Below are 23,474 nucleotides of genomic sequence, written 5' to 3' on the forward strand. Positions count from 1 at the left end.
CGCGAGTTTTGCCGCTCTTCTCACTGACCCCAGGTCATTTCGCCCTTGGCGACTTTCGCGCCCAGTTCCAGGGAAATCGGCATAGCGGCCTTGGGGTAGAGTTTCTTCATGGCTGCGATCAATGCCTTGGAGTCCGCGGCCTTGGCTGCTTCGGCGTCAAATGCGATCAGGTAATCGCGGGTGAAGCTGACGCCGGAAACATCCGTCGGCCACGTGGTCGTGCCGTGACCCGGTACGACGATCTTGGGCTTGCGGGCGAGGATGTCGTCAAGCGCCGCGCGCCAAGCCTTTCGTTCCTCGATTGTCGGAAGATCGGCTACCCAGGGATACATGCCGCCGAAGACCGCCACGCCGCCGAACACGGCATTGAGGGACGGCACCCAGATATAGCGACCGCGATCCTTGACACCCGGCGCGGTGACGATTTCGAGTTTCTCGCCATCGACGGACAGCGTGTCAATATCGCTCGCTTCCGGGAAAATGAGATCGGAGACCGACTTCGGACCGTTGTCGCCCAGAACAGGCGACCATGCCTTGATCTTGCCTTCGGCCTTCTTCCGCATCAGCGCAACGGTGTCAGGAGCAGCGAGGATGCGAGCATCCGGAAAGGCCTGATGCACGGGCGCGAGGCCGAAATAGTAGTCGGGATCGTTGGTGGTGATATAGATCGTGGTCAGGTGCTTGCCGCTGGCCTTGATGGCATCCGCTACGACCTTGCCGTCCGAAAAACTGAAGCTCGAGTCAATGAGTACGGCTTCCGTCTTGCCGGTTACAAGGACCGGAGCGCGCAGAAAGCCCGCTTCGCCGGCCTTGAAGGCCGTCCATGACAGGGCGGGCTTCTCCTGCTGCGCGACACCTGATGTAGCGAGGGGAAGCATGACAGCAACTGCTGCGGCGATCGTCTTGAGGGTGGTGCGTCTGTTGATCATTTTCTAATTCACGTGGTTGGGGGAGTCGATCCTGCCCGAAGGCGGAAGGGGCCGGCGGCAGCCGACACCCGAAGGGTGTCGACCACGCTGCAGTGAAGGATTCAGATTTGGAAGATCGGATTAATAGCCGACGGTGAAACGCTGTCTGACATGGGCCGGGGCTTCGATCTCGTCAACGAGGGCGACGGCGAAGTCCTCGAAGGAAATGCTGCTGCCGTTTTCGTTCGTCAGGAGTGCGTCCTTGCCGAGGCGGAAAGTGCCGGTCCGCTCGCCGGGTACGAATGCAGCCGACGGCGACAAGAAGGTCCAGTCGATGTCGTTTTCAGCCTTGAGCTTGTTCAGGTAGTCGACGCCGCCCTGCGCTTCAGATTTGTAGATCGCCGGAAACTGGGGCGTGTTCACGAGGAGGACGCCTGGAGCGACTTCGAGGCTGCCCGCCCCGCCCACCACATAGTAGCGACGAACGCCGGAGGCCTTGACGGCGCCAAGCAGCTTGTCCGGGTCGCTGGCGGAGAAATGCACCGAGCTGATGATTGCATCATGCCCTTCCAGAACCCCTGCCAGAGCTTCCGGTGCCTCGATGTCGCCTGAGGCGGCGGTGATGTGCGGGAGAGATGCGACCTTGGAGGGATCTCGGGCAATCGCGGTGACGGTATGGCCGCGCGCTGACAATTCGGACAGGATGCGGGAGCCGGCCTGACCGGAAGCTCCGATAAGAGCGATTTTCATGCTATTACTCCTAGTGTTGGGATTGATGTTTCATGCGTCTGCACAGAGCTCGTCGAGCGCTGCGATGAGGTGAGCCGGACCGTGATACAGGGCCTCGCCGCTGAGGACGCGGGCCTCGCCGTTGATGAGGGCGACAAGCTGTGGGACACCGCGAATGCCGAGGATGTTCATCTGACGCTGCGTATCTTCCATCCGCTCCAGCGTGCGCTCCTGAAGAGCGGAGTCGTTCCGGAGCCTTTCAGCGAAGGTCCCGGCAGTCAGTTCGATGTCATGCTCGGCAGCGACCTGGACGGCGACCGTCACCACCTCCTGAATGTTGGACGTGTCGCGCCCCTTGAGATAGCGGGCGATTTGGATGGCGTGCAGGAAACGAGGCTCGAGCATCGCATCATGTTCCCCAAGTGCAGTGAGGGCACGCGTCGCAGGTCCCGAGTCGAAAACGCCGTTCGGTGCCAGTAGGACGTTCTGGAGGTAGTCTTCAGAGAAACGCTGCCCTGTGAGAGCCTGAATTCTCTGATCGTTGCGCCAGGCATGGTCTGATATCGAGGAGATCGGCCTGCCTCCGACGAACAAGCCGGAGGGAAACATCTTGAGTTGACCCGAGAAATTCTCGGCAAGACCGGCCAGCGCGGGGGCGCTTGCGTAGCACCAGCCGCAGAGGGGGTCGAAATAGTACTGAAGCTCGATGTCGGTTTTCATGTCACGTCCTTTTGTTAAGGCGAATATAATGTTGCAAAAATCGAAGATAAAGGCCAATATGCGCCACAGAATGTTGCATGGATCGAGCAAATAAATGGATCGGGTGGTCGCGGCACAAGTCCTCCTAAAGACAGTCGAGCGAGGGAGCGCCTCCGCCGCGGCTGAAGAACTGGGCATGTCCAGGGCAATGGCATCGCGCTACATCGCCTCTATGGAAGACTGGTCCGGCACGCGGCTGCTTCACCGAACGACGCGGCAGCTCAGCTTGACGTCCGCCGGAGAACGCGTTCTCGAATTATGCCGGGAAATAGTGCGTGTCGCCGACGCAGTGACGGAAGTCGCAAGCCGCGCCGATACCCCTCACGGACTGCTCCGGGTGACGGCGCCAAGCATCCTGGCGGAGGCACAGCTTATCCCGCTCCTTTCAAAGTTTGCGGAGCTCTATCCGCGCATCAGGATCGATCTGCAGATTTCAGATCGCACCGTCGACCTCGTGCAAGACCGCATCGATGTGGCGATCCGGATCGCCAACCACCTGGACCCGTCGTTGATCGCAAAACGCCTGGGACAGTGCCCGTCGCGGCTCTATGCTTCGCCGCGCTATCTGACGGAGTATGGAATACCAACCAGACCAGAGGATCTGAACGCCCATAGGTGTCTCACCTACACACACCTTGGAGGGACAGAATGGACTCTGAAAAATCACGATGCACAGGTTGTCGTTCCCGTGCTGGGAGGCTTCCAAACCAATGACGCTCTTGCCCTGAAGTGCGCGGCGCTGTCCGATCTCGGCATCGCAATGCTGCCGCGGTTTGCCGCCGATCCGGAGGTTCAGACGAACAGGCTCGTGGTGGTCTTGCCCGATTGGGAGCCGAACACGCTCGGCATCCATGCGCTCTATGTATCCCGAAGGCACCTTCCAATGGCCGCTCGGGCACTCATCGACTTCCTGGCGACGCGGCTACGGGACAAGTAGCAGAAATTCCGCCCAGGGCCATGAACCCCGGGCGCACGGTCAGCTATTTCGCCGCTTCGGCTGGCGCCTCAGCATTGTCGAGGAGTGGGACAGGGGTGAAGCGTGTCTCCGGTGAGACATTCAGCTCGGTCATTACCCGACGTCTCTCGCGGTTTACGACGAGGCGCACCGCATCGGCTCGGGAATAGTGCCCAGCAGGATCGGCCGCGGCCTTCGCAATGGCAATCATCGCCGGATCGAGATCGGCATAGAGGATCCCTTCCTCGTCGTCCCGCAGCGGATCGCACAGAGCCCTTCCGTCCGGACCGTAGATCATTGAGTAACCGCCACCCGGCTTCGACGTGTGCGGATTGAGCAGATAGGCCTTCTGTTCCGTGTCAGCCAGCACGTCAAACATTTCCTGGCTGATGACCGCGCAGGAAGCGAGCACGTAGGCACTTCCTTCCACGGCATAGAGCCGCGTGGCAGCGGAATTCACTTCCGGGCCCAATGCATAGGCTAGATCGCGATAGAGGCAGAAGCTCGGCCAAGCGGCGACATGCACTTCTTCATGTTGCGCATACATGGCCATCTTGACGAGTGGCTGAATATGCTCCCAGCAGTTCAAAGCGCCGAGCCGTCCGAATGCGGTGTCGACGACTGCGAGATCGGAGCCATCGCCTTCGCCGAAGACGGTGCGCTCGACGTGAGTGGGCTTGAGCTTGCGACGGACGAGTAGAAGATCTCCGTTTTCGCCGATGATTGCTTGGGACATGTAGCGACTTCCGCCGTCGCGCTCGGAAAAGCCCATGACCATGGTGATCTCGTGCTTCTGGGCGATCCTTTGCAGCCTGCGCATCTGCGGCGAATCAACCGCCATGCTATTCTCATGATAACGCGGTATGAACGGGATGGCCTCGATCGGAGCACCGAGCCAGATGAACAGAGGATAGCCCGGCAGCCAGGTTTCCGGGAATGCGATCAGCTTCGCGCCGTTGGCCGCAGCCTCGGCAACCAGTCTTTCCGCCTTGTCGATTGATGCCTCGAGATCGAGGAATACTGGCGCGGCCTGCACCGCCGCCGCTTTGATGGGTTTCATGTCGTAACCTCCAGAGTGCTCAGTCCAAACTATCGAACACCGCGACCCGACCGGTTCAGCCGGTTTTCGCGCATGACTTTTCGAGGCGCCCGTGGCTGCCAGCTATTCGTGCAAGGCATGATTTCGTTGCCGGATGCCTCCGACAGCCAAGTGTCCCCTCCGGCTCTCCCCCTTTCTTATCGAGGAGGCTTTTGAGACGGACGTGGAAGCGACAATGACCCTCCGGCCGTTGCGCGGCTAGGACTGACGCGCCATAGTGTGCAGACTGGGGCGACAGAGTTTAGAGAAACGACGGTGGGAACTGGATCCGCGGAAATGCTTGGCACGTGGCGCGACCAACTCTGGTCGAACTATGTGCGACTGGAAAGCCGTTCGGACTCATCTGAATTTTACGGTTCGGTGGCGCAGATCGTTCCCGGGTCGCCACGCTTCACGCTTGTAAATTCGACGGCGCAGATCACGGAGCGGACGCCGGCCTTGGTTCGAAGTGACCGTAGCGAATATTTGCTTTTGTCTTTCATGCGCGTTGGGCGTTGGTATCTGGAGCAGGACGATCGCAGGACGGAGCTCCTTCCCGGCCAGTTCGCGGTTTATGATTCGACCCGCCCATATCGCCTTCATGCCGATGGCCCGTTCGAACAAATGGTCTTCCGCATGCCCCGCGCGCTGATGGAATGCAGGACGCCGCGGCTATCGCAAATGACGGCGCGAGCATACGATTCAGCCAGCGGACCCGGCGCGCTCGTGGCCGGCTTTGTAAACCTGCTTGCCGGGCACGCTCAATCTCTTTCGTCTGATGCCGTGGAGAGCTTCGAGGTGGCAGGCGCCGATTTGATCGCAACTGCATTGGCCCTTCTTGGCGAGGGTAACGACGCTCGGTCTTCGCCTACATTCGAGCGCATCGTGGCCAATCTGGCAAATCAGGTATTGGACGATGGCTTCGACTTCGCGGCATACGCGCGACAGCAAGGCATGTCGCTCAGGACCCTGCAGCGCTTGTTCCAAGAGAATGGCACGACGCCGCGAGCTTGGTTGCTGCAGAGGCGCCTGGATCACATAGCCTCACAGCTGCGTTCCCCGGCCTTTGCTCGGCGATCCATTACCGAAATCGCGCTCACTTCGGGATTTAACGATCTAACCTATTTCAACCGCATGTTTCGTATCAGATTTTCGGCCACCCCGAGTGAATGGCGGCGCAGTACGGGACGCGACAAGTCATAAGCAGGCACCAATACGGTCTACCGCTTTTGCAAAGGAAGTGCGAACTTGTGCAGTCTAAAGCGCGTTGCGATCATCCAGATTCGCTACTCGCGCTACGGGTCTTTATTTTTGCGTATGTGGTTCAACGGGGGACACTGCACCCGATGATATGTATTAGCATTACCTGATTATTATCACGCCGCAGCGTTTTCGGCTGTGGATATTAATGGATCGTTTAACACCTTCTGCCAAAGATCGGCCTCAATCAAGCATCTGGCGTGCGTGTATTAAAAGGCTTGACGTCATGGACGATGATTTCTGGAAAGCTGTCCGGGAAAAGGAACGGGTTTCGTCTGCCTCGCGCAGGACGGGTGCGCTCAATATCGCCCTTCTGTTCGGCACGGCGGTGGTCGCCCTGACGCTTATCCTGACGCCGATGCTTGCGGATTCCTCGAAGAAGAGCGTCTTTGCCAGCGCGCCGGCGGAATTCGATACGATGACGACGGGATCGATCCCGAAGAGCGAAAGCGGCAAGCGTTATACGATCCGCCGCAGCGTCCTCCAGGATACGCCCGGCTCGGTCTGCGTCGTCCAGGGCTACGGCGTCGGCGCCGGTTGCTGAAAAATGCCGGCCATCGCCCGATGGCCGTGGAATGCTCGTTTGCTGTCGGTTCGCGCTAAGGGTTGGGGTAATGCGTCTTTTGAAAGCATTTCTTGCAGATAACACAGGTGCGACGGCCATCGAGTATGGCCTGATCGCTGCTCTGATCGGTGGCGCAATCGTCTCCGCTCTCGGAATTTTCAGCGGCAAATTGCAGGAAATCTTCAACGTGGTCGGCAACAATATGACCGTGAATTGACGAAGCAGCCGGCCATTACTGCCTGAGCTTGTGCTCGTACACCTTCAGCGCATCGGCAAGGCGTGCCTTGGCCGAACCCGGCCTGAGCGGCTTTTGCTGGCTCTCGTGCGGTGCCCATCCCGAGACATAGACGATCGAGAAAGTCGCGCGGATGCGGCCATCGGGATCAGAATAGCGCTCGGCATAGATCTCTGCTGCGCGCAGGAAGAAGGCGCGCGTCAGCGGCACCCGGCCGCGGGCGGCAAGCGGATTGCTCATGCCCATGGCTCTCAGATCCCGCATCAGCGGAAAGAGCGAATCATAGCGTACCGTGTAGTTTTCCGCGTCGATCACCGGCAGCGTGAAGCCGGCGCGCTGCATCAGACTGCCGATATCACGCACATCGGCAAAGGGAATGACGCGCGGGCTGGCGCCGCCGGTCATCTCGACCTCGGCGGCCAGCAGCACGTCGCGCAGTTCCTGTAGGGTTCCGGCGCCGGGGATCGCGGCCAGGAACAGGCCGTCCGGCTTCAGGGCGCGGCGGATCTGGATGAAAACACCCGGTGTATCGTTGGTCAGATGCAGGCTGAGCGGCGCAAGGATGAGATTGGCCGATTGCGGTTCGAGCGGCACGTCCTCGAGCGGCGCCTCGATCACGGTTTCGCCTGGGCCGGCATAGGCTTTTTCGCTCTCGACGCGGATCATCGTGCCGACCTTGCCCGTTGCCAGCGCGGCACGGCCGGCGGCCCCAGTCGCGCCATGCAGTTCGACGGCGGTGTCGAAGATCCGCTCGACCACAGCAAGCCTCTCGGCCATTTCCTCGGCGGCAATGTCGAGCAGGAAGGCGGCTTTCGGGTCGTTATTGGCAAGCGCGCGATGGCGATGCGCGGCGATCAGGGTTTTGTCGAAGATCGTTTCCATGACGATGTCCTTAGTCCCGCGCCGTAATAGCAGCAAGGCGATTTTCCTTTGGAGGAGAACAGGCTAGTCTCCACGCCATGGGGCCGATCGATGGCGAAACACGAGTGGAGTTCTTGCGGGCGCAGCTCTTGCGGCCATTTTCGGCGCTCGCCGATTTCCTTTATCCGCCCACCTGTTCCGTCTGCGGCATTTCCACCGGCGGTCATCGCGGGCTCTGCGCAAAATGCTGGTCCGGCATCCGTTTCATCGAACGGCCCTATTGCGAAGTGCTCGGCAGTCCCTTCTCGCACGATCTCGGCGCCGGCATCCTCAGCGCCGAGGCGATCGCCAACCCGCCGCCCTTCGACCGGCTGCGCTCGGCTGCGACCCATGATCACGCAGTTCGCGATCTCGTTCATGGGCTGAAATATCGCGATCGCACCGATCTGGCACCGATGATGGCTGCCTGGATGCTGCGCGCTGCCGACGGGACGGTCGAAAGCTGCGATGCGCTGATCCCGGTGCCGCTGCACCGCACCCGCATGCTGACGCGCAAATTCAACCAGGCAGCCGAGCTCGCCCGGCACACGGCAAAGCTCTCCGGCAAACCGCTGCTTGCCGCCACGCTTGTGCGCGTCAAGCGCACCAGCCAGCAGGTCGGCCTTGGCGCGAAGGCGCGCGAGGACAATGTCAGGGGCGCATTCGCGATTGCCAAGGGTTGCGAAAACGACATTTTCGGCAAGCGCATCGTCCTTATCGACGACGTCTATACGACAGGGGCGACGGTCGCCGCGGCAAGCCGGACGCTGCGCAAGGCAGGTGCGGCCGAGATAACGGTTTTGACCTTTGCAAGGGCTCTCTCCGAGCCTATATGACAGAAATACCCCGGCATCGGTCTGGAGAGATTATGGTACCCGTCACCATCTATACACGGCAGTTCTGCGGCTATTGCACCCGCGCCAAGTCCCTTCTCGAAGAAAAGGGTGTCGACTACGTCGAGCATGATGCGACATATTCACCGGACCTTCGCCAGGAAATGATCGGCAAGTCGAAGGGCCGTACCACCTTCCCGCAGATCTTCATCGGTGCCGATCATGTCGGCGGCTGCGACGATCTCTTCGCGCTCGATCGGGCCGGCAAGCTCGATCCGATGCTGGCGGCCTGAGGACGAACCGATGAGCTTCAAGGCCGCCGCCGTCCAGATGTGCTCCGGGGTCGATCCGGTGAAGAATGCCGCCGCCATGGCGCGGCTGGTGCGCGAGGCCGCCGCCCAGGGTGCCACCTATGTGCAGACGCCCGAGATGACCGGCATGCTGCAGCGCGACCGGGCCGCGGCGCGCGCCGTGCTTGCGGACGAGGCGCATGACATCATCGTCAGGACCGGCTCCGAGCTTGCCAGGGAATTCGCCATCCACATGCATGTCGGCTCGACGGCGATCGCGCTTTCCGACGGCAAGATCGCCAATCGCGGTTTCCTGTTCGGGCCCGACGGCAAGATCCTCAACCGCTACGACAAGATCCATATGTTCGACGTCGACCTCGACAACGGCGAGAGCTGGCGCGAAAGTGCGGCCTATACGGCCGGCTCGGAGGCGCGCGTCCTGTCGCTGCCCTTTGCCGAAATGGGCTTTGCGATCTGCTACGATGTGCGTTTTCCGGCGCTCTTCCGCGCCCAGGCGATTGCCGGCGCCGAGGTGATGACGGTCCCCGCCGCCTTCACCAAACAGACCGGCGAGGCGCATTGGGAGATATTGCTGAGGGCGCGCGCAATCGAGAACGGCGTCTTTGTTATCGCCGCCGCGCAGGCCGGCCGGCATGAGGACGGGCGGCACGAGGACGGCCGGGAGACCTTCGGCCATTCGATGATCGTCGATCCCTGGGGCACGGTGCTGGCATCGGCCGGCGCCACTGGCGAGGCGGTCATCGTTGCCGAGATCGATACCGCCGCGGTCAAGGCCGCGCATGACAAGATCCCGAACCTCAGGAACGGCCGGGAATTCTCGGTCGAGAAGATTGCGGGGGCAGTCGCAGGAGGCGTCGCCGCTTGATCCGCTATTCCCTCACTTGCGACAATGCCCATGAATTCGAAGGCTGGTTTTCCGAAAGCGCCGATTTCGATCGCCAGGTCGCGACCGGTTTCCTGACCTGTCCGGTCTGTCATTCCGCTGCTGTCTCCAAGCTCCTGATGGCGCCTTCGGTATCGACGGCGCGCAAGAAAGACGAGAGGCAGACCCTGGCGATGGATGCCATGCGCCAGGAGGCACTGCAAAAGCTCAAGCAAGCGGTCGCCGCGGTCAAGGCCAATTCCGAGGATGTCGGCGCGCAGTTTCCCGAGGAAGCCCGCAAGATCCATTATGGCGAGGCGGATGCCCGCGGCATTATCGGCCAGGCGACGGTCGACGAGGCGCAGGCGCTGCTCGAAGAGGGCATCGAAATCGCCGCCATTCCGGTGCTGCCCGAGGATGTGAATTAAGATTTCAACTCATCCGTCGCAGGATGCGGGCGTAATCGCGCGCACCATGGAGGATGCGCATCACTTGCACGGTCGAATCCTCAATTCGATAGAAGATTAGGTAGTTTCCGAAAAGACGCCTGCGAACCCCTGTCAGTCGTGGCAACCGAAGTTCGACAAAGGCATGCGGCATGTCTGCAATCTCCCCACATGCGGAGTGCAACTCGTCCATGAATGCCAAAGCGCGTGCCGGATTTTGTTCAAGAATGTACCGACGATTGTGAGCAGATCGGCGCGGGCAGCTCGGGAAAAGCAACCTTCATCGAGCGCGGAGCTTGTCCAGACCAAGTTCCGCGTAGACACTATCGAACGCCTCGTCGAGGGACATGAGTTGTCCCGCTTCCAGATCGTCGATGCCCTTTTGTAACTCGTCTTCCAGTTCGTGAACGCGTCGATCATTGTCGTAGCGCTCGCGGAGCACACTCTCGATATAGTCGCTGCTCGATTTATAGGCGCCGCGGGCGACCTCGTCGCGCACATATTCTTCGAGACGAGGCTCGAGGGTAACGGTAACTTTTGCGGCTTCGCCCATCGGTTTTCCCTTCGGATGACCGGATCACCTTACCACAACTTTCCGGGCGCAAGGACGCTGCTCTACGCCCCGCGCTTGGCCAGCAGCATATAATTGACGTCCATATCCTTGGACAGGTTCCACTGGTTCGACAGCGGATTGAAGAAGACGCCGGTGCGGTCGGTGATCTCGAGACCGCTTGCCGCCAATGGCTTTTCCAGCTCTTCCGGGCGCACCAGTTTTTCATACTGGTGGGTGCCGCGCGGCAGCCAGCGTAAGATGTTCTCGGCGGCAAAGATGGCAAGCGCTGCCGCCTTCATCGTGCGGTTGATGGTGGCGACGAAAATCAGGCCGCCGGGGCGGACCATTTTTGCGCAGGTGGTCATGAAGAACTCGACATCGGCGACGTGTTCGACCACTTCCATGTTCAGGACGATGTCGAAGGTTTCGCCGGAGTCCGCCAGCTCCTCGGCGGTGACGGCGCGGTAGTCGACCGAAACGCCGGAGGCCTTGGCGTGGGTCGAGGCGATGCCGATATTCTTTTCGGACGGATCGGCGCCGGTGACGGAAGCGCCCATGCGGGCGACGGGTTCGGACAACAGACCGCCGCCGCAGCCGATATCGAGGACGCGCAGACCTTCCAGCGGGCGCGCGCTCTTCGGATCGCGGCCGAAATTCTCGCAGGCCTTGTCTCTTATATAGGCGAGGCGGACGGGATTGAACTTGTGCAGCGGCCGGAATTTGCCGGTCGGGCTCCACCATTCCGCCGCCATCGCCGAGAAGCGGTCCACTTCGCCCTGGTCGATCGTGCTTCTGGCGCCTTCCGTCATCGTCCACTCCTTGCGTTCCTGACACGTGAAGTCGGATGATCGGGGGCATAAGTCAAGGGGCGCAGACCGGAGGACCGATGAGGGCGGAGCCGCTCGCCAATCGCTTTTATCGCGCGCGCTTGCCTCCCCCCGCCAAACTCGCTAAGAGACGCCGCAACTTGGGGCCTTGGGGACCCGGGCTTTTAGAGCGGTTCCAGAAATCGGGAGCCGGCTCTTCGGCCAAGCGCTCCGCTCCAGAGCTTTCGTGATGCCGGGTCCGGTTTTCCGCTTTCCCGGCGCCAGTCGTGGTAGAGGCATATGGCACGCATCGTAATGAAATTCGGCGGCACGTCCGTCGCTGACCTGGACCGCATCAAGAATGTCGCCCGCCATGTGAAACGCGAAGTCGATGCCGGCCACGAGGTGGCGGTCGTCGTCTCGGCCATGTCCGGCAAGACCAATGAACTGGTCGGCTGGGTGCAGGGCATGCCGAAGGTGATCGGCGCCAATTCGCCGTTTTACGATGCGCGGGAATATGACGCGGTGGTCGCCTCCGGCGAGCAGGTCACCTCGGGGCTGTTGGCGATCGCCTTGCAGGCGATGGATATCAATGCGCGCTCCTGGCAGGGTTGGCAGATCCCGATCCGCACCGACAATGCGCACGGCGCGGCGCGGATATTGGAGATCGACGGTTCCGACATCGTCAAGCGGATGGGCGAGGGCCAGGTTGCCGTCATCGCCGGCTTCCAGGGACTGGGACCGGACAACCGCCTCGCGACGCTCGGGCGCGGCGGATCGGATACTTCGGCCGTCGCGATCGCGGCAGCTGTCAAGGCGGATCGCTGCGATATCTATACCGATGTCGACGGCGTCTACACGACCGATCCGCGCATCGTGCCGAAGGCGCGCAGATTGAAAAAGATCGCCTTCGAGGAAATGCTCGAAATGGCCTCGCTCGGCGCCAAGGTGCTGCAGGTGCGCTCGGTCGAGCTGGCCATGGTGCACAAGGTGCGCACCTTCGTGCGCTCGTCTTTCGAAGATCCCGATGCTCCGGGCATGGGCGATCTGCTAAACCCGCCCGGAACGCTGATTTGTGACGAGGATGAAATCGTGGAACAGGAAGTAGTCACCGGCATCGCCTATGCCAAGGATGAGGCTCAGATCTCGCTTCGCCGTCTTGCCGACCGGCCGGGCGTTTCCGCGGCGATCTTCGGACCGCTCGCCGAATCCCATATCAATGTCGATATGATCGTCCAGAATATCTCCGAGGACGGGTCGAAGACCGACATGACCTTCACCGTGCCGTCGGGCGACGTCGAGAAGGCGATCAAGGTGCTCGGCGACCATAAGGAGAAGATCGGCTACGACGTCGTGCAAAACGAATCGGGGCTGGTGAAAGTCTCGGTCATCGGCATCGGCATGCGCAGCCACGCCGGCGTTGCCGCTACCGCATTTCGTGCACTTGCCGAAAAAGGCATCAACATCAAGGCGATCACCACCTCCGAGATCAAGATTTCCATCCTGATCGACGGTCCTTATGCAGAACTCGCTGTCAGGACTTTGCATTCCTGCTACGGTCTGGATAAGAATTGATTCCCAGTGGGCGGCCTGCCCCTTCAGGTTGAGGAGACGAGGGCCGGCCCGCCGGGACTGAGTGCGTTGTTTCGGGAGCTTGAGACGCCATGAGAGACCTTTCCGGCGGTCCGCGCGTGCTGCTCAGGCGGCTGCGCGAGTTGATGGCGGAGCCGCTGGAGCCGCAGGATCGTCTTGACCGGATCGTTCGCCAGATCGCCGGCAACATGGTGGCCGAGGTCTGCTCCGTTTACGTGCTGCGCGCCGACGGCGTGCTCGAACTCTATGCGACCGAAGGCCTCAACCGCGAGGCCGTGCATCTGGCGCAACTGAAGATGGGGCAGGGCCTGGTCGGCACGATCGCCGCTTCGGCGCAGCCGCTGAACCTTTCCGATGCGCAGTCGCATCCTGCCTTCCGCTACCTGCCGGAAACGGGTGAAGAAATCTACCATTCCTTCCTCGGCGTGCCGATCCTCCGGACCGGGCGTTCGCTTGGCGTTCTCGTCGTGCAGAACAAGGCGAGCCGCAACTATCGCGAAGAAGAGGTGGAAGCGCTCGAGACGACGGCGATGGTGCTGGCCGAGATGATCGCCACCGGCGAGCTGAAGAAGATCACCAAGCCGGGCCTCGAACTCGACCTGACGCGGTCGGTGACCGTCGACGGCGACACCTATAATGACGGCATCGGCCTCGGTTACGTCGTGCTGCACGAGCCGCGCATCGTCGTCACCAATCTGCTCAACGAAGATGCCGAGAAGGAAATCCGGCGGCTCGCCGAAGCCATGGGCTCGCTGAGGATCTCGATTGACGACATGCTGTCGCGCCGCGACGTGTCGATGGAGGGCGAACACCGCGAGGTGCTCGAAACCTATCGCATGTTTGCGCATGACCAGGGCTGGGTGCGCAAGCTCGAGGAGGCGATCCGCAACGGCCTGACGGCGGAAGCGGCGGTCGAGAAGGTGCAGAGCGACACCAAGGCGCGGATGATGCGGTTGACCGACCCTTATCTGCGCGAACGCATGCATGATTTCGAGGATCTGGCGAACCGGCTGCTCAGACAATTGACCGGGTACACCGGGCGGACGACCGCCGAAGGTTTCCCCAACGACGCGGTCATCCTGGCGCGCGCCATGGGGGCTGCCGAGCTGCTCGACTATCCGCGTGCCAATGTGCGCGGGCTGGTGCTGGAAGAAGGCGCGGTGACGAGCCATGTGGTGATCGTCGCGCGCGCCATGGGTATTCCTGTTATCGGCCAGGCAGCCGGTGTGGTGGCGCTCGCCGAGAACGGCGATGCCGTGATCATCGATGCCGACGAGGGGCATGTGCATCTCAGGCCGATGGCCGATCATCGGCGTTCCTACGAGGAAAAGGTTCGCTTCCGCGCCAGGCGGCAGGAACAGTTCCGGGCGCTGCGCGCCGTCGAGCCGGTGACCAAGGATGGGCAGCGGATCGCGCTGATGATGAATGCGGGCTTGCTGGTCGACCTGCCGCAGCTTTCGGAATCGGGTGCCGAGGGTATCGGCCTGTTCCGCACCGAACTGCAGTTCATGATCGCCTCCACCATGCCGAAGGCGGAAGAGCAGGAGCAGTTCTATCGCAATGTGATAAAACAGGCGGCGGGCCGTACCGTCACCTTCCGCACACTCGATATCGGCGGCGACAAGGTCGTGCCGTATTTCCGCGGCCATGAGGAAGAAAATCCCGCACTCGGCTGGCGCGCCATCCGGCTGTCGCTCGACCGGCCGGGACTGCTGCGCACCCAGCTGCGTGCCCTCTTGAAGGCATCGGCCGATACCGAGCTGAAGCTGATGGTGCCGATGGTGACCGAGGTTTCCGAGCTGAAGATCGTGCGCGAGCTGCTGCAGAAGGAAGTGCAGCATCTCTCGCGCTTCGGCCACGGGCTGCCGCGCAAGCTGCAATTCGGCGCCATGCTGGAGGTGCCTGCACTGCTCTGGCAGCTCGATGAACTGATGGAGGCGGTCGATTTCGTTTCGGTCGGTTCGAACGACCTCTTCCAGTTCTCGATGGCGGTCGATCGCGGCAATGCGCGGGTCTCAGACCGCTTCGACCCGCTCGGCAAACCGTTTTTGCGCATTCTGCGCGATATCGTGCGCGGGGCGGACCGAAACAAGACGCCGGTGACGCTTTGCGGCGAACTCGCCAGCAAACCCATCTCGGCGATGGCGCTGCTCGGTATCGGTTTCCGTTCGATCTCGATGTCGCCGGCCTCGATCGGACCGGTGAAGGCGATGCTGCTCGGGCTCGATGTCGGGGCGCTGGCAACGGCGATGAACGAGGTGCTGGACGATGTCCACGCCATGGTGCCGATGCGCGAGGTGCTTGCCCGCTTCGCCGAGAGCCACAATATTCCCCTTTAGGCAGACGTTAAGAAGAATCGGAGTGAAGGGTGGCGAAGCTTCCCGTTGAAAAGATGCGCGAGCTGGAACGCCGTTTCGGCGAGATCGAGGCGCGCATGTCGGCCGGCCCGGCCGCCGACGTCTATGTGAAGCTCGCGTCCGAATATTCCGAGCTGCAGCCTGTCGTGACCAAGATCCGCGCCTATGAGAAGGCGAACGCCGAGCTTGCCGATCTCGAAACGCTGCTCGAGGACAAGTCGGTCGACCGCGAGATGCGCGACCTCGCCGAGCTGGAACTGCCCGAGGTGAAAGAGCAGATCGAGGCGCTCGAGCAGGAGATGCAGATCCTGCTTCTGCCGAAGGACGCAGCCGATGAAAAGAGCGCGATCCTCGAAATTCGCGCCGGCACGGGCGGATCGGAAGCGGCCCTTTTTGCCGGCGACCTCTTTCGCATGTATGAGCGTTTCGCGGCGGAGAAAGGCTGGAAGGTGGAGGTGCTCTCGGCAAGCGAGGGCGAAGCCGGCGGCTACAAGGAAATTATCGCGACGATCACCGGCAGGGGGGTCTTTGCCAAGCTGAAGTTCGAATCCGGCGTGCATCGCGTGCAGCGTGTGCCTGAGACCGAGGCGGGCGGGCGCATCCATACGTCGGCCGCGACGGTGGCTGTGCTGCCGGAGGCCGAGGAGATCGACATCGAGATCCGGCCGGAGGATATCCGCATCGATACGATGCGCTCTTCGGGTGCCGGCGGCCAGCACGTCAATACGACGGACTCGGCGGTGCGTATCACCCATCTGCCGAGTGGCATCGTCGTCACCAGCTCGGAAAAATCGCAGCACCAGAACCGCGCCAAGGCGATGCAGGTGCTGCGCTCCAGGCTCTACGACGCCGAGCGGCAGAGGGCCGACAGCGAGCGCTCGGCCGACCGCAAGAGCCAGGTCGGTTCCGGCGACCGCTCGGAACGCATCCGCACCTATAATTTCCCGCAGGGGCGCATCACCGATCATCGCATCAATCTGACGCTCTACAAGCTCGACCGGATGATGGAAGGCGAGATCGAGGAAGTGGTGGATGCGCTGATGGCCGATTATCAGGCAAGCCAGCTGGCGCAGCTCGGCGAACAGCAATGAGCCCGACGGTCGCCGATACGCTTGCCGAAGCGCGCCGCCGCTTCACCGAAGCTGGTATCGTCGATCCGGCGACCGATGCGCGGCTGCTTGTCGCGGGCCTGCTCAAGCTATCGCCGACCGAGCTGTTGACACGATCGGCCGAGAGGCTTTCGCCTGAGCAGGCCGAGATGGTGTCCAAGGCGCTCGAGCGGCGGCTTGGCCATGAGCCGGTGCATCGCATTCTCGGCGAGCGGGAGTTCTACGGTCTGCCGCTTCGGCTGTCGACGGAAACGCTGGAGCCGCGGCCGGATACGGAAATCCTGGTCGATACGGTGCTTGCGTGTCTCAAGGACCTTGCAAAGGCGCAAGGCCATCTCCATATCCTTGACATGGGAACCGGGACCGGGGCGATATGCCTTGCGCTTTTGAGCGAATGTCCTGATGCGTCGGGTGTCGGCAGTGACATATCGGCGGATGCACTTCACACGGCAAGATCGAATGCGGAAAGCAACGGGTTGCAGGATCGTTTTCAGGCCGTACAGTCGAGATGGTTCGAGAGCATCCAGGGTTCGTTTCACGCGATTGTCTCAAATCCGCCCTATATTGCTTCCAATGTCATTCACGATCTCGCTCCCGAAGTGACGAAATTTGATCCGGTCGCGGCACTGGATGGCGGTCCGGATGGGCTTGACGCCTACCGCGCCATCGCCAAGGATGCGGCAAGGTTCATGAGGCCCGATGGGGTCGTCGGGCTGGAAATCGGTTACGATCAGCGGAACGATGTGACGGCGATCTTTGAAGCGAAAGGCTTCAAGTGCCTCAAATCCGTAAAAGATTATGGTCAGAACGATAGGGTGCTCGTGTTCGCGCTCGCGTGACAGGCGATAATTGCTGCATTGAACGGGACATTATTGTTATTGCGAAGAAAAGGCTTGGATTTCCCAGGGAAGCAATATAGGTTGCGGACACGTGTTGGGCAGATAGGAATGAACGAGATTCGTTCGGTACTTGGTTTGCCTCGGGGGTCCGCTCTTTTAAACGAGAGTTTCAACGGTTGAACACGACCCAACGCGTGAATCAGTCAAACTGACTTGAGAACCAAGCGGCAGGTCGGCGCACAGGCGCAGTATGCTCGCGGCACAAAGGTCCTGACCCGGTTTTCCGGTCATGGCGGTTGGTGCCATGTATCCATCACAAACAGAGAATTCAGGTGAACGATCTATGAGGCCAGGACAGCAGAACAAGCGCGGTCGAGGGCGTGGTAACAACAATAATAACAACGGCGGCGGTGGAAATAACAATAACAACAATTTCAACCGCAAGGGCGGCAATCCGCTGACCCGGACCTATGACAGCTCCGGCCCCGATGTGAAGATTCGCGGGACTGCCCAGCATATCGCCGAAAAATACGCGCAACTCGCCCGCGACGCCCAGAGCTCCGGCGACCGCGTGATTGCCGAGAACTATCTCCAGCACGCCGAACATTACAATCGTATCATCGCCAGCGCCCAGGCGCAGATGCAGGAACGCTTCCAGCGCGACGATCGCGGCGAATACAATGACGCCGCAGACCGCGACGGCGACGAGATCGATAACAACGACAATGACGGTGATGATGTCGTCGTCGTCCAGCCGCCGCAGAACAGGCAGCATCAGCCGCGGCCGCGACCTGAGTCGCAGCCCCAGCCTCAGCCGGCTCCTGCCCCGGCGCCGGTGGCGCCCCAGGCCGAGGTCATCGATGGAACCGGCCCGCAGCCGGAGATCGAAGGCATTCCGGCCGAGGTCGCCATGGACGAGGAAGGCTCCGCCGGCCAGCCGCGCGAGCGCCAGCCCCGCCGCCGCAGCACCGGCAGCCGTCCCCGCCGCCCGCGTCGCGGCGCCGAGGGCGAAGCCGCAGCTGACGGCGAGGGTGCCTCCGGCGAGGCGCCGGTGCTGGCCGACGCCGCATCGGAATGAGGATTTCGCGTCTCCTTTCGGGGGAAGCGTGAGGCTCATGCCATCTGTTAGAATTGCAATGAAAATCCCCGGCCTCGCGCCGGGGATTTTCGTTTTATCGGCTCTTTAAACTCGCAGAACAGGCTACCATATTCTCCTCGAATGCTTCGCCCAAATCAGAGATGGGCCAGGCGCGGCCTGCCTTTTCAGGGGGTCGATCTCAATCATCGGTCTGCGCCTCGTCAGGGCAGGGCGATCCATGGAGGTAGAATATGAATATCGAGAAATATTCCGAGCGGGTGCGCGGCTTCATCCAGTCGGCGCAGACCTATGCGCTGGCGCAGGGTCACCAGCAATTTTCGCCCGAACATGTGCTGAAAGTCCTGCTCGACGACGACCAGGGCATGGCGGCGTCGTTGATCGAGCGCGCCGGCGGCGATGCCAAGGCTGCGCGCCTCGCCAATGATACGGCGCTGGCCAAACTGCCGAAAATATCCGGCGGCAACGGCAACATCTATCTGGCGCAACCGCTCGCCAAGGTGCTTTCAACAGCCGAAGAGGCGGCGAAGAAGGCCGGCGACAGCTTCGTCACCGTCGAGCGCCTGCTGCAGGCGCTGGCAATCGAATCCTCGGCCTCGACCTTTTCGACGCTGAAGAATTCAGGTGTGACGGCTCAGGGCCTGAACCAGGTGATCAATGACATCCGCAAGGGCCGGACGGCGGATTCGTCCAATGCCGAGCAGGGTTTCGATTCGCTGAAGAAGTTCGCCCGCGATCTCACCGCCGAAGCCCGCGAGGGCAAGCTCGACCCGGTGATCGGCCGCGACGACGAGATCCGCCGCACCATTCAAGTGCTTTCGCGCCGCACCAAGAACAATCCGGTGCTGATCGGCGAGCCGGGCGTCGGCAAGACGGCAATCGTCGAGGGCCTGGCGCTGCGCATCGTCAATGGTGACGTGCCGGAATCGCTGAAGGACAAGAAGCTGATGGCGCTCGACATGGGCGCGCTGATTGCCGGTGCGAAATACCGCGGCGAATTCGAGGAGCGGCTGAAGGCCGTGCTCAACGAGGTCCAGGCCGAAAACGGCGAGATCATCCTGTTCATCGATGAGATGCACACACTGGTCGGCGCCGGCAAGGCCGACGGGGCGATGGACGCCTCCAATCTGTTGAAGCCCGCCCTTGCCCGCGGCGAGCTGCATTGCGTCGGTGCGACCACGCTCGACGAATATCGCAAACATGTCGAGAAGGATCCGGCGCTTGCCCGTCGTTTCCAGCCTGTGGTCGTCGACGAGCCGACGGTCGAAGACACGATCTCGATCCTGCGCGGCCTCAAGGAAAAATACGAGCAGCATCACAAGGTCCGCATCGCCGATGCAGCACTGGTAGCGGCGGCAACGCTTTCCAACCGCTATATCACCGACCGCTTCCTGCCGGACAAGGCGATCGATCTGATGGACGAGGCGGCGGCGCGGCTGCGCATGCAGGTGGATTCCAAGCCTGAGGAACTCGACGAACTCGATCGCCGCATCATCCAGCTGAAAATCGAGCGCGAGGCGCTGAAGAAGGAAACCGACGTCGCTTCGGCCGACCGGCTGAAGCGACTGGAAACCGAACTCACCGGCCTCGAAGAGGAGGCCGATGCGCTGACGGCCCGCTGGCAGGCGGAAAAGCAGAAGCTCGGCCTTGCCGCCGATCTCAAGAAGCAGCTCGACGATGCCCGCAACGAACTGGCGATCGCCCAGCGAAAGGGTGAATTCCAGCGCGCCGGCGAGCTGACCTATGGCGTCATCCCGGATCTGGAAAAGCAACTGGTCGACGCCGAAAAGCAGGATGGCGAACGCGGCGCGATGGTGCAGGAGGTGGTGATCCCCGACAACATTGCCCATGTCGTTTCCCGCTGGACCGGTATTCCGGTCGACAGGATGCTGGAGGGCGAGCGCGACAAGCTGCTGCGGATGGAAGACGAGCTGGCGAAATCGGTGATCGGCCAGGGTGATGCGGTTCAGGCCGTGTCGCGGGCGGTGCGGCGCGCGCGCGCCGGCCTGCAGGATCCGAACCGGCCGATCGGCTCGTTCATCTTCCTCGGCCCGACCGGCGTCGGCAAGACGGAGCTCACCAAGGCGCTCGCCCGCTTCCTCTTCGACGATGAAACGGCGATGGTGCGCATGGACATGTCGGAATATATGGAGAAACACTCCGTTGCCCGGCTGATCGGCGCGCCTCCCGGCTATGTCGGTTATGATGAAGGCGGAGCGCTGACGGAAGCCGTGCGCCGCCGGCCTTATCAGGTCGTGCTGTTCGACGAGATCGAAAAGGCACATCCCGACGTCTTCAACATCCTGCTGCAGGTGCTGGACGACGGACGCCTGACTGATGGTCAGGGCCGGACGGTCGATTTCCGCAACACCATGATCATCATGACCTCGAACCTCGGCGCCGAATATCTGACGCAGCTCAAGGACGGCGACGACAGCGATACGGTTCGCGATCAGGTGATGGAGGTCGTGCGCGGGCATTTCCGGCCGGAATTCCTGAACCGCATCGATGAGATCATCCTCTTCCATCGCCTGAAGCGCGAGGAGATGGGCGCGATCGTCGATATCCAGCTTAAGCGGCTGGTGGCGCTGCTCTCCGAGCGCAAGATCGTCATCGATCTCGACGACGAAGCCCGCCATTGGCTGGCGAACAAGGGTTACGATCCGGTCTATGGCGCAAGGCCGCTGAAGCGGGTGATCCAGAAATTCGTGCAGGATCCACTCGCCGAGCAGATCCTGTCCGGCCAGGTGCCGGACGGATCGACAGTGAAGGTGACGAGCGGTTCGGACCGGCTGCAGTTCAGGACGCGGCAGACGGTGAACGAGGCGGCATAGCCTGACTTGCCGGAAGAATGAGAAATGGCGGTTTCGGCCGCCATTTTTTGTCGACCGGCGAGACGACGCGAGGCTTGATGATTACTTGCTCGCGACCTGATCCGAGGCCTGGTTGTTCAGCAGCGTATCGATGCGCTTGCGCTCGTCCTCGAATTTCGCCAGCGCCTCGCCCTGCAGCGACTTGCCGCCTGGCAGGCGGATGCGCAAGGGATCGACCTTGGTGCCGTTGACGATCAGCTCGTAATGCAGATGCGGTCCGGTGGACTCGCCCGTCGTGCCGACCCAGCCGATCACCTGGCCCTGGCGGATCTTGGCGCCGGGGACGACGCCCTTGGCGATGGCGCTCTGGTGATTATAGGAGGATTCATAGCCGTTGGCATGGCGGACGATCGTCTGGTTGCCGTAACCGCCGGAATCCCAGCCGGCTTTTTCCACAGTGCCGTTGCCGGCGGCAATAATTGCGGTGCCGCGGGGTGCTGCCCAATCGACACCGGTGTGCATGCGGGCGAAACCGAGGATCGGGTGACGGCGCATGCCGAAGCCCGATTTAAAGATGCCGTTCGGGACGGGGTTGCGCAGCAGGAACTGGCGAATGCTCTTGCCGTTCTCGTCGAAATAATCGACCGTGCCGTCGTCCGGATCCTGGAAGCGGTAGAAGCGCGTCTGCGTGTCGCCGAAGCGGGCGTTGACGTAGAGCAGTTCGGAATCCTCGGTCGCCTGACCGGCGCTGTCGGCGACGGAGAAGAAGGCTTCGAGATTGTCGGTCGGTCGCAACTGCGCCTGGAAATCGACATTGCTGGCAAGCAGCTTGATGATCAGCGCCGTCATATCCTTGGTCATGCCGTAGGAAAGGGCGGCGCGATAGATGCCGTCATAGACGCGCGGCAGGTTCTGGCCGGGCGGCGGCGCGAAGGAATTGTCATCGAAGGCGGTGGCGATGGCATCCAGCATCGGTGGCTCGCTGCCGGGCACGTATCTGCCCTTGTCGTCGACGGCCACGGTGACGAGATGGCGCGTGCCGCGATAGACGCTGGCCCGGATGATTTTTGCCTGTTCGCCCTTCTGGATGATGCCGATGCGCAGCACGTCGCCCTTGTCGAGATCGGTGGAACCCAGTTGCTGCGAGATAAAGCCGGCAATGCCATCGGCATATTGCTGCGGATAGCCTGAATCCGTCAGTGCCTTGGCGATCGGCGTATCGGCGCGGACGGGCAGGATATCGTCGGCGAATTCCTCGGTCTGCGGCGTGATCGATTCCGATGCGGAGACAGTCATGTTCTGTTCGAGCACGCGGGCGGAGAGGCCGGCTGTCAGGTCGACATCGGCATCCTCGTTGGAGAAACGGCGCGGATCGACGTAATAGAGAGCTGCAAGCTGGGTGTTGCCGTCCGTCAGCACCGAGCCGTTGGAGCGTACGTTCTCTTCGACTTCCTCGAGCGACAGGCCGGACGCCATCTTCATGCTGGTCTTGCCGGTCGGGAAGGAAATAGTCTTCAGGCTGACTTCGGATTCGACATCGGAGCCGTAGAGCGCGCCGGTGCGGCTTTGCGGGGCGGGCTGCGGCTCGTCGGCGGAAAAGATCGCCAGGGGATCGAAGTCGGGATAGTCTTCGGTGGCCACATGGTTGGCGGCCAGCGTCATCTTCACATGCGCGAAGGGCTGGCGGCGCACAACTTCCTTTTCGCCGTCGTGGACGACGGTCGAAACTTCCATGATGGCCCGGTCGGACGGTTTTGCGGCGATGGCGGGTGCAATCAGCCTTCCGCCGCGCACCACAGTCGTATCCTCGTGCGCGTCTGCGGCAGCACTCGCATAGGCCTCGGCCGGAATTGCCAGTTGCTGGCGGCCGTCAAGGGCGGCAAACAGCGCGACGCCCATCAGAACCGAGGATGTAATGCCGGTGAGGAACGTACCCGAGAGCCAGCGCAGAGACACTTCGCGGCGGTCGGGCGCACGCCTGCCGTCGGCCAGAAGCGGAGGCTCGTTGCCCAACGAGCGGATCATCATTTTCTCCGTCATCATGGCAGTCGGGTCCGCGTCCTTACATCAGGCGTCTCTGGAAGCATTGCTCGGCCATCCTGGCTGGGGCGAAAGATGTGCATATTTTGGGCATGGAAGTCAAATCGCTCAGGGAAAGGCCGTCTGCCTGCATCTGCCTGTATGAATCATGTGTCCCTTAAGACCAGCAGATTGTGATGATGTCGGGGCGTGGAGAGACGAAAGAGCGTTCTTCCCCCGAAAAGTCGAAAGAGGTTCATTTTCCGGGCCATGACAGGCGGGTCGGAATCCGGGAAACGAACCCATTTCGACGCCATCTAAAAATTATCATGTAAAAACAATAACATGTAAGAAAGATCAGTTTTTTCGAAATGGCCTGTTGACTGCTCGGGAGGGTTAGTTCTATAAGCCCACTCACTGAACGAGGGCGGCGGCGCTGCTGGCGACC

23 protein-coding genes are annotated in these 23,474 nt (G+C 61.5%); 14 read left to right on the forward strand and 9 right to left on the reverse strand.

Annotated elements, in window-relative coordinates; translation table 11 throughout:
• Positions 1 to 20 precede the first annotated feature (20 nt).
• The 3 genes from AF337_RS15785 to AF337_RS15795 form a co-directional block, all read right to left on the reverse strand.
• Entirely contained in the window at positions 21 to 929 is a 909-nt protein-coding gene (locus AF337_RS15785; RefSeq protein WP_049732777.1) for an MBL fold metallo-hydrolase, read from the reverse strand.
• A gap of 120 nt (positions 930 to 1,049) precedes the next feature.
• Positions 1,050 to 1,658 carry an NAD(P)-dependent oxidoreductase gene (locus AF337_RS15790; protein ID WP_049732778.1) on the reverse strand — a complete coding sequence of 203 codons (609 nt, stop codon included), beginning with the start codon at positions 1,656 to 1,658 and terminating at the stop codon, positions 1,050 to 1,052.
• Between the two features lie 30 nt (positions 1,659 to 1,688).
• The gene (locus AF337_RS15795; RefSeq protein ID WP_049732801.1) at positions 1,689 to 2,357 is read right to left on the reverse strand and encodes a DsbA family protein; all 669 of its coding nucleotides are present in this window, start codon (positions 2,355 to 2,357) and stop codon (positions 1,689 to 1,691) included.
• A gap of 94 nt (positions 2,358 to 2,451) precedes the next feature.
• Between AF337_RS15795 and AF337_RS15800 the strand changes: the two genes are divergently transcribed.
• Positions 2,452 to 3,333 carry a LysR family transcriptional regulator gene (locus tag AF337_RS15800; RefSeq protein WP_049732779.1) on the forward strand — a complete coding sequence of 294 codons (882 nt, stop codon included), beginning with the start codon at positions 2,452 to 2,454 and terminating at the stop codon, positions 3,331 to 3,333.
• A gap of 43 nt (positions 3,334 to 3,376) precedes the next feature.
• On the opposite strand, the gene AF337_RS15805 is transcribed toward AF337_RS15800, so the two are convergent.
• A complete protein-coding gene (locus tag AF337_RS15805; RefSeq protein ID WP_049732780.1) occupies positions 3,377 to 4,411 on the reverse strand; it encodes a carbon-nitrogen hydrolase family protein in 1,035 nt (344 codons plus the stop codon).
• 315 nt (positions 4,412 to 4,726) lie between these two features.
• On the opposite strand from AF337_RS15805, the gene AF337_RS15810 reads away from it, so the two are divergent.
• The 3 genes from AF337_RS15810 (at position 4,727) to AF337_RS15820 (ending at position 6,471) form a co-directional block, all read left to right on the forward strand.
• Entirely contained in the window at positions 4,727 to 5,632 is a 906-nt protein-coding gene (locus tag AF337_RS15810) for a helix-turn-helix domain-containing protein (RefSeq protein WP_049732781.1), read from the forward strand.
• A 283-nt stretch (positions 5,633 to 5,915) separates the two neighbouring features.
• On the forward strand, positions 5,916 to 6,233 hold the full coding sequence (locus AF337_RS15815) for a hypothetical protein (RefSeq protein ID WP_003582564.1): 318 nt from the start codon (positions 5,916 to 5,918) through the stop codon (positions 6,231 to 6,233).
• A 70-nt stretch (positions 6,234 to 6,303) separates the two neighbouring features.
• A complete protein-coding gene (locus AF337_RS15820) occupies positions 6,304 to 6,471 on the forward strand; it encodes a Flp family type IVb pilin (RefSeq protein WP_049732782.1) in 168 nt (55 codons plus the stop codon).
• A gap of 15 nt (positions 6,472 to 6,486) precedes the next feature.
• Here AF337_RS15820 and AF337_RS15825 read toward each other — a convergent pair whose 3' ends face one another.
• Positions 6,487 to 7,371, reverse strand: coding sequence for a methyltransferase domain-containing protein (locus AF337_RS15825; RefSeq protein WP_049732783.1), 885 nt, complete (start codon positions 7,369 to 7,371; stop codon positions 6,487 to 6,489).
• 77 nt (positions 7,372 to 7,448) lie between these two features.
• Between AF337_RS15825 and AF337_RS15830 the strand changes: the two genes are divergently transcribed.
• Genes AF337_RS15830 through AF337_RS15845 form a run of 4 tightly spaced genes read left to right on the forward strand, consistent with a single transcriptional unit; the run spans position 7,449 to position 9,823 of the window.
• Positions 7,449 to 8,225 (forward strand): ComF family protein, encoded by a 777-nt coding sequence (locus tag AF337_RS15830; protein ID WP_049732784.1) that lies wholly within the window; start codon positions 7,449 to 7,451, stop codon positions 8,223 to 8,225.
• Between the two features lie 32 nt (positions 8,226 to 8,257).
• Positions 8,258 to 8,515, forward strand: coding sequence for a glutaredoxin 3 (gene grxC / locus AF337_RS15835; RefSeq protein ID WP_049732785.1), 258 nt, complete (start codon positions 8,258 to 8,260; stop codon positions 8,513 to 8,515).
• A 10-nt stretch (positions 8,516 to 8,525) separates the two neighbouring features.
• Positions 8,526 to 9,398: a carbon-nitrogen hydrolase family protein gene (locus tag AF337_RS15840; RefSeq protein ID WP_049732786.1), complete on the forward strand. Its 873-nt coding sequence runs from the start codon at positions 8,526 to 8,528 to the stop codon at positions 9,396 to 9,398.
• Positions 9,395 to 9,823, forward strand: a complete 429-nt coding sequence (locus AF337_RS15845; protein ID WP_049732787.1) for a DUF1178 family protein — start codon at positions 9,395 to 9,397, stop codon at positions 9,821 to 9,823. Before AF337_RS15840 ends, AF337_RS15845 begins: the two co-directional genes overlap by 4 nt.
• Before the next feature lie 4 nt (positions 9,824 to 9,827).
• Here the strand turns inward: AF337_RS15845 and AF337_RS45435 are convergent, their stop codons facing one another.
• The 3 genes from AF337_RS45435 to ubiG form a co-directional block, all read right to left on the reverse strand.
• The gene (locus tag AF337_RS45435; protein ID WP_244471267.1) at positions 9,828 to 10,034 is read right to left on the reverse strand and encodes a type II toxin-antitoxin system RelE/ParE family toxin; all 207 of its coding nucleotides are present in this window, start codon (positions 10,032 to 10,034) and stop codon (positions 9,828 to 9,830) included.
• Positions 10,035 to 10,121: 87 nt separating this feature from the next.
• Positions 10,122 to 10,394, reverse strand: coding sequence for a type II toxin-antitoxin system ParD family antitoxin (locus AF337_RS15850; RefSeq protein ID WP_049732788.1), 273 nt, complete (start codon positions 10,392 to 10,394; stop codon positions 10,122 to 10,124).
• Positions 10,395 to 10,456: 62 nt separating this feature from the next.
• Complete coding sequence (gene ubiG / locus AF337_RS15855) at positions 10,457 to 11,203, reverse strand: bifunctional 2-polyprenyl-6-hydroxyphenol methylase/3-demethylubiquinol 3-O-methyltransferase UbiG (protein ID WP_049732789.1); 747 nt, start codon at positions 11,201 to 11,203, stop codon at positions 10,457 to 10,459.
• Between the two features lie 297 nt (positions 11,204 to 11,500).
• Between ubiG and AF337_RS15860 the strand changes: the two genes are divergently transcribed.
• From AF337_RS15860 to clpB, 6 genes are all read left to right on the forward strand, one after another.
• The gene (locus tag AF337_RS15860; RefSeq protein ID WP_049732790.1) at positions 11,501 to 12,775 is read left to right on the forward strand and encodes an aspartate kinase; all 1,275 of its coding nucleotides are present in this window, start codon (positions 11,501 to 11,503) and stop codon (positions 12,773 to 12,775) included.
• Between the two features lie 89 nt (positions 12,776 to 12,864).
• Positions 12,865 to 15,132, forward strand: a complete 2,268-nt coding sequence (gene ptsP / locus AF337_RS15865) for a phosphoenolpyruvate--protein phosphotransferase (RefSeq protein ID WP_049732791.1) — start codon at positions 12,865 to 12,867, stop codon at positions 15,130 to 15,132.
• A 29-nt stretch (positions 15,133 to 15,161) separates the two neighbouring features.
• A complete protein-coding gene (prfA, locus tag AF337_RS15870; protein ID WP_049732792.1) occupies positions 15,162 to 16,241 on the forward strand; it encodes a peptide chain release factor 1 in 1,080 nt (359 codons plus the stop codon).
• The gene (gene prmC / locus AF337_RS15875) at positions 16,238 to 17,098 is read left to right on the forward strand and encodes a peptide chain release factor N(5)-glutamine methyltransferase (protein ID WP_049732793.1); all 861 of its coding nucleotides are present in this window, start codon (positions 16,238 to 16,240) and stop codon (positions 17,096 to 17,098) included. Before prfA ends, prmC begins: the two co-directional genes overlap by 4 nt.
• Before the next feature lie 343 nt (positions 17,099 to 17,441).
• Positions 17,442 to 18,176 carry a DUF4167 domain-containing protein gene (locus AF337_RS15880; protein WP_049732794.1) on the forward strand — a complete coding sequence of 245 codons (735 nt, stop codon included), beginning with the start codon at positions 17,442 to 17,444 and terminating at the stop codon, positions 18,174 to 18,176.
• A gap of 251 nt (positions 18,177 to 18,427) precedes the next feature.
• Complete coding sequence (gene clpB / locus AF337_RS15885) at positions 18,428 to 21,028, forward strand: ATP-dependent chaperone ClpB (RefSeq protein ID WP_049732795.1); 2,601 nt, start codon at positions 18,428 to 18,430, stop codon at positions 21,026 to 21,028.
• Positions 21,029 to 21,109: 81 nt separating this feature from the next.
• Here the strand turns inward: clpB and AF337_RS15890 are convergent, their stop codons facing one another.
• Positions 21,110 to 23,050 (reverse strand): M23 family metallopeptidase, encoded by a 1,941-nt coding sequence (locus AF337_RS15890; protein ID WP_049732796.1) that lies wholly within the window; start codon positions 23,048 to 23,050, stop codon positions 21,110 to 21,112.
• Positions 23,051 to 23,474: the final 424 nt, after the last annotated feature.

It is taken from the genome of Rhizobium ecuadorense, assembly GCF_001187535.1.
GTDB classification, from domain to species: domain Bacteria; phylum Pseudomonadota; class Alphaproteobacteria; order Rhizobiales; family Rhizobiaceae; genus Rhizobium; species Rhizobium ecuadorense.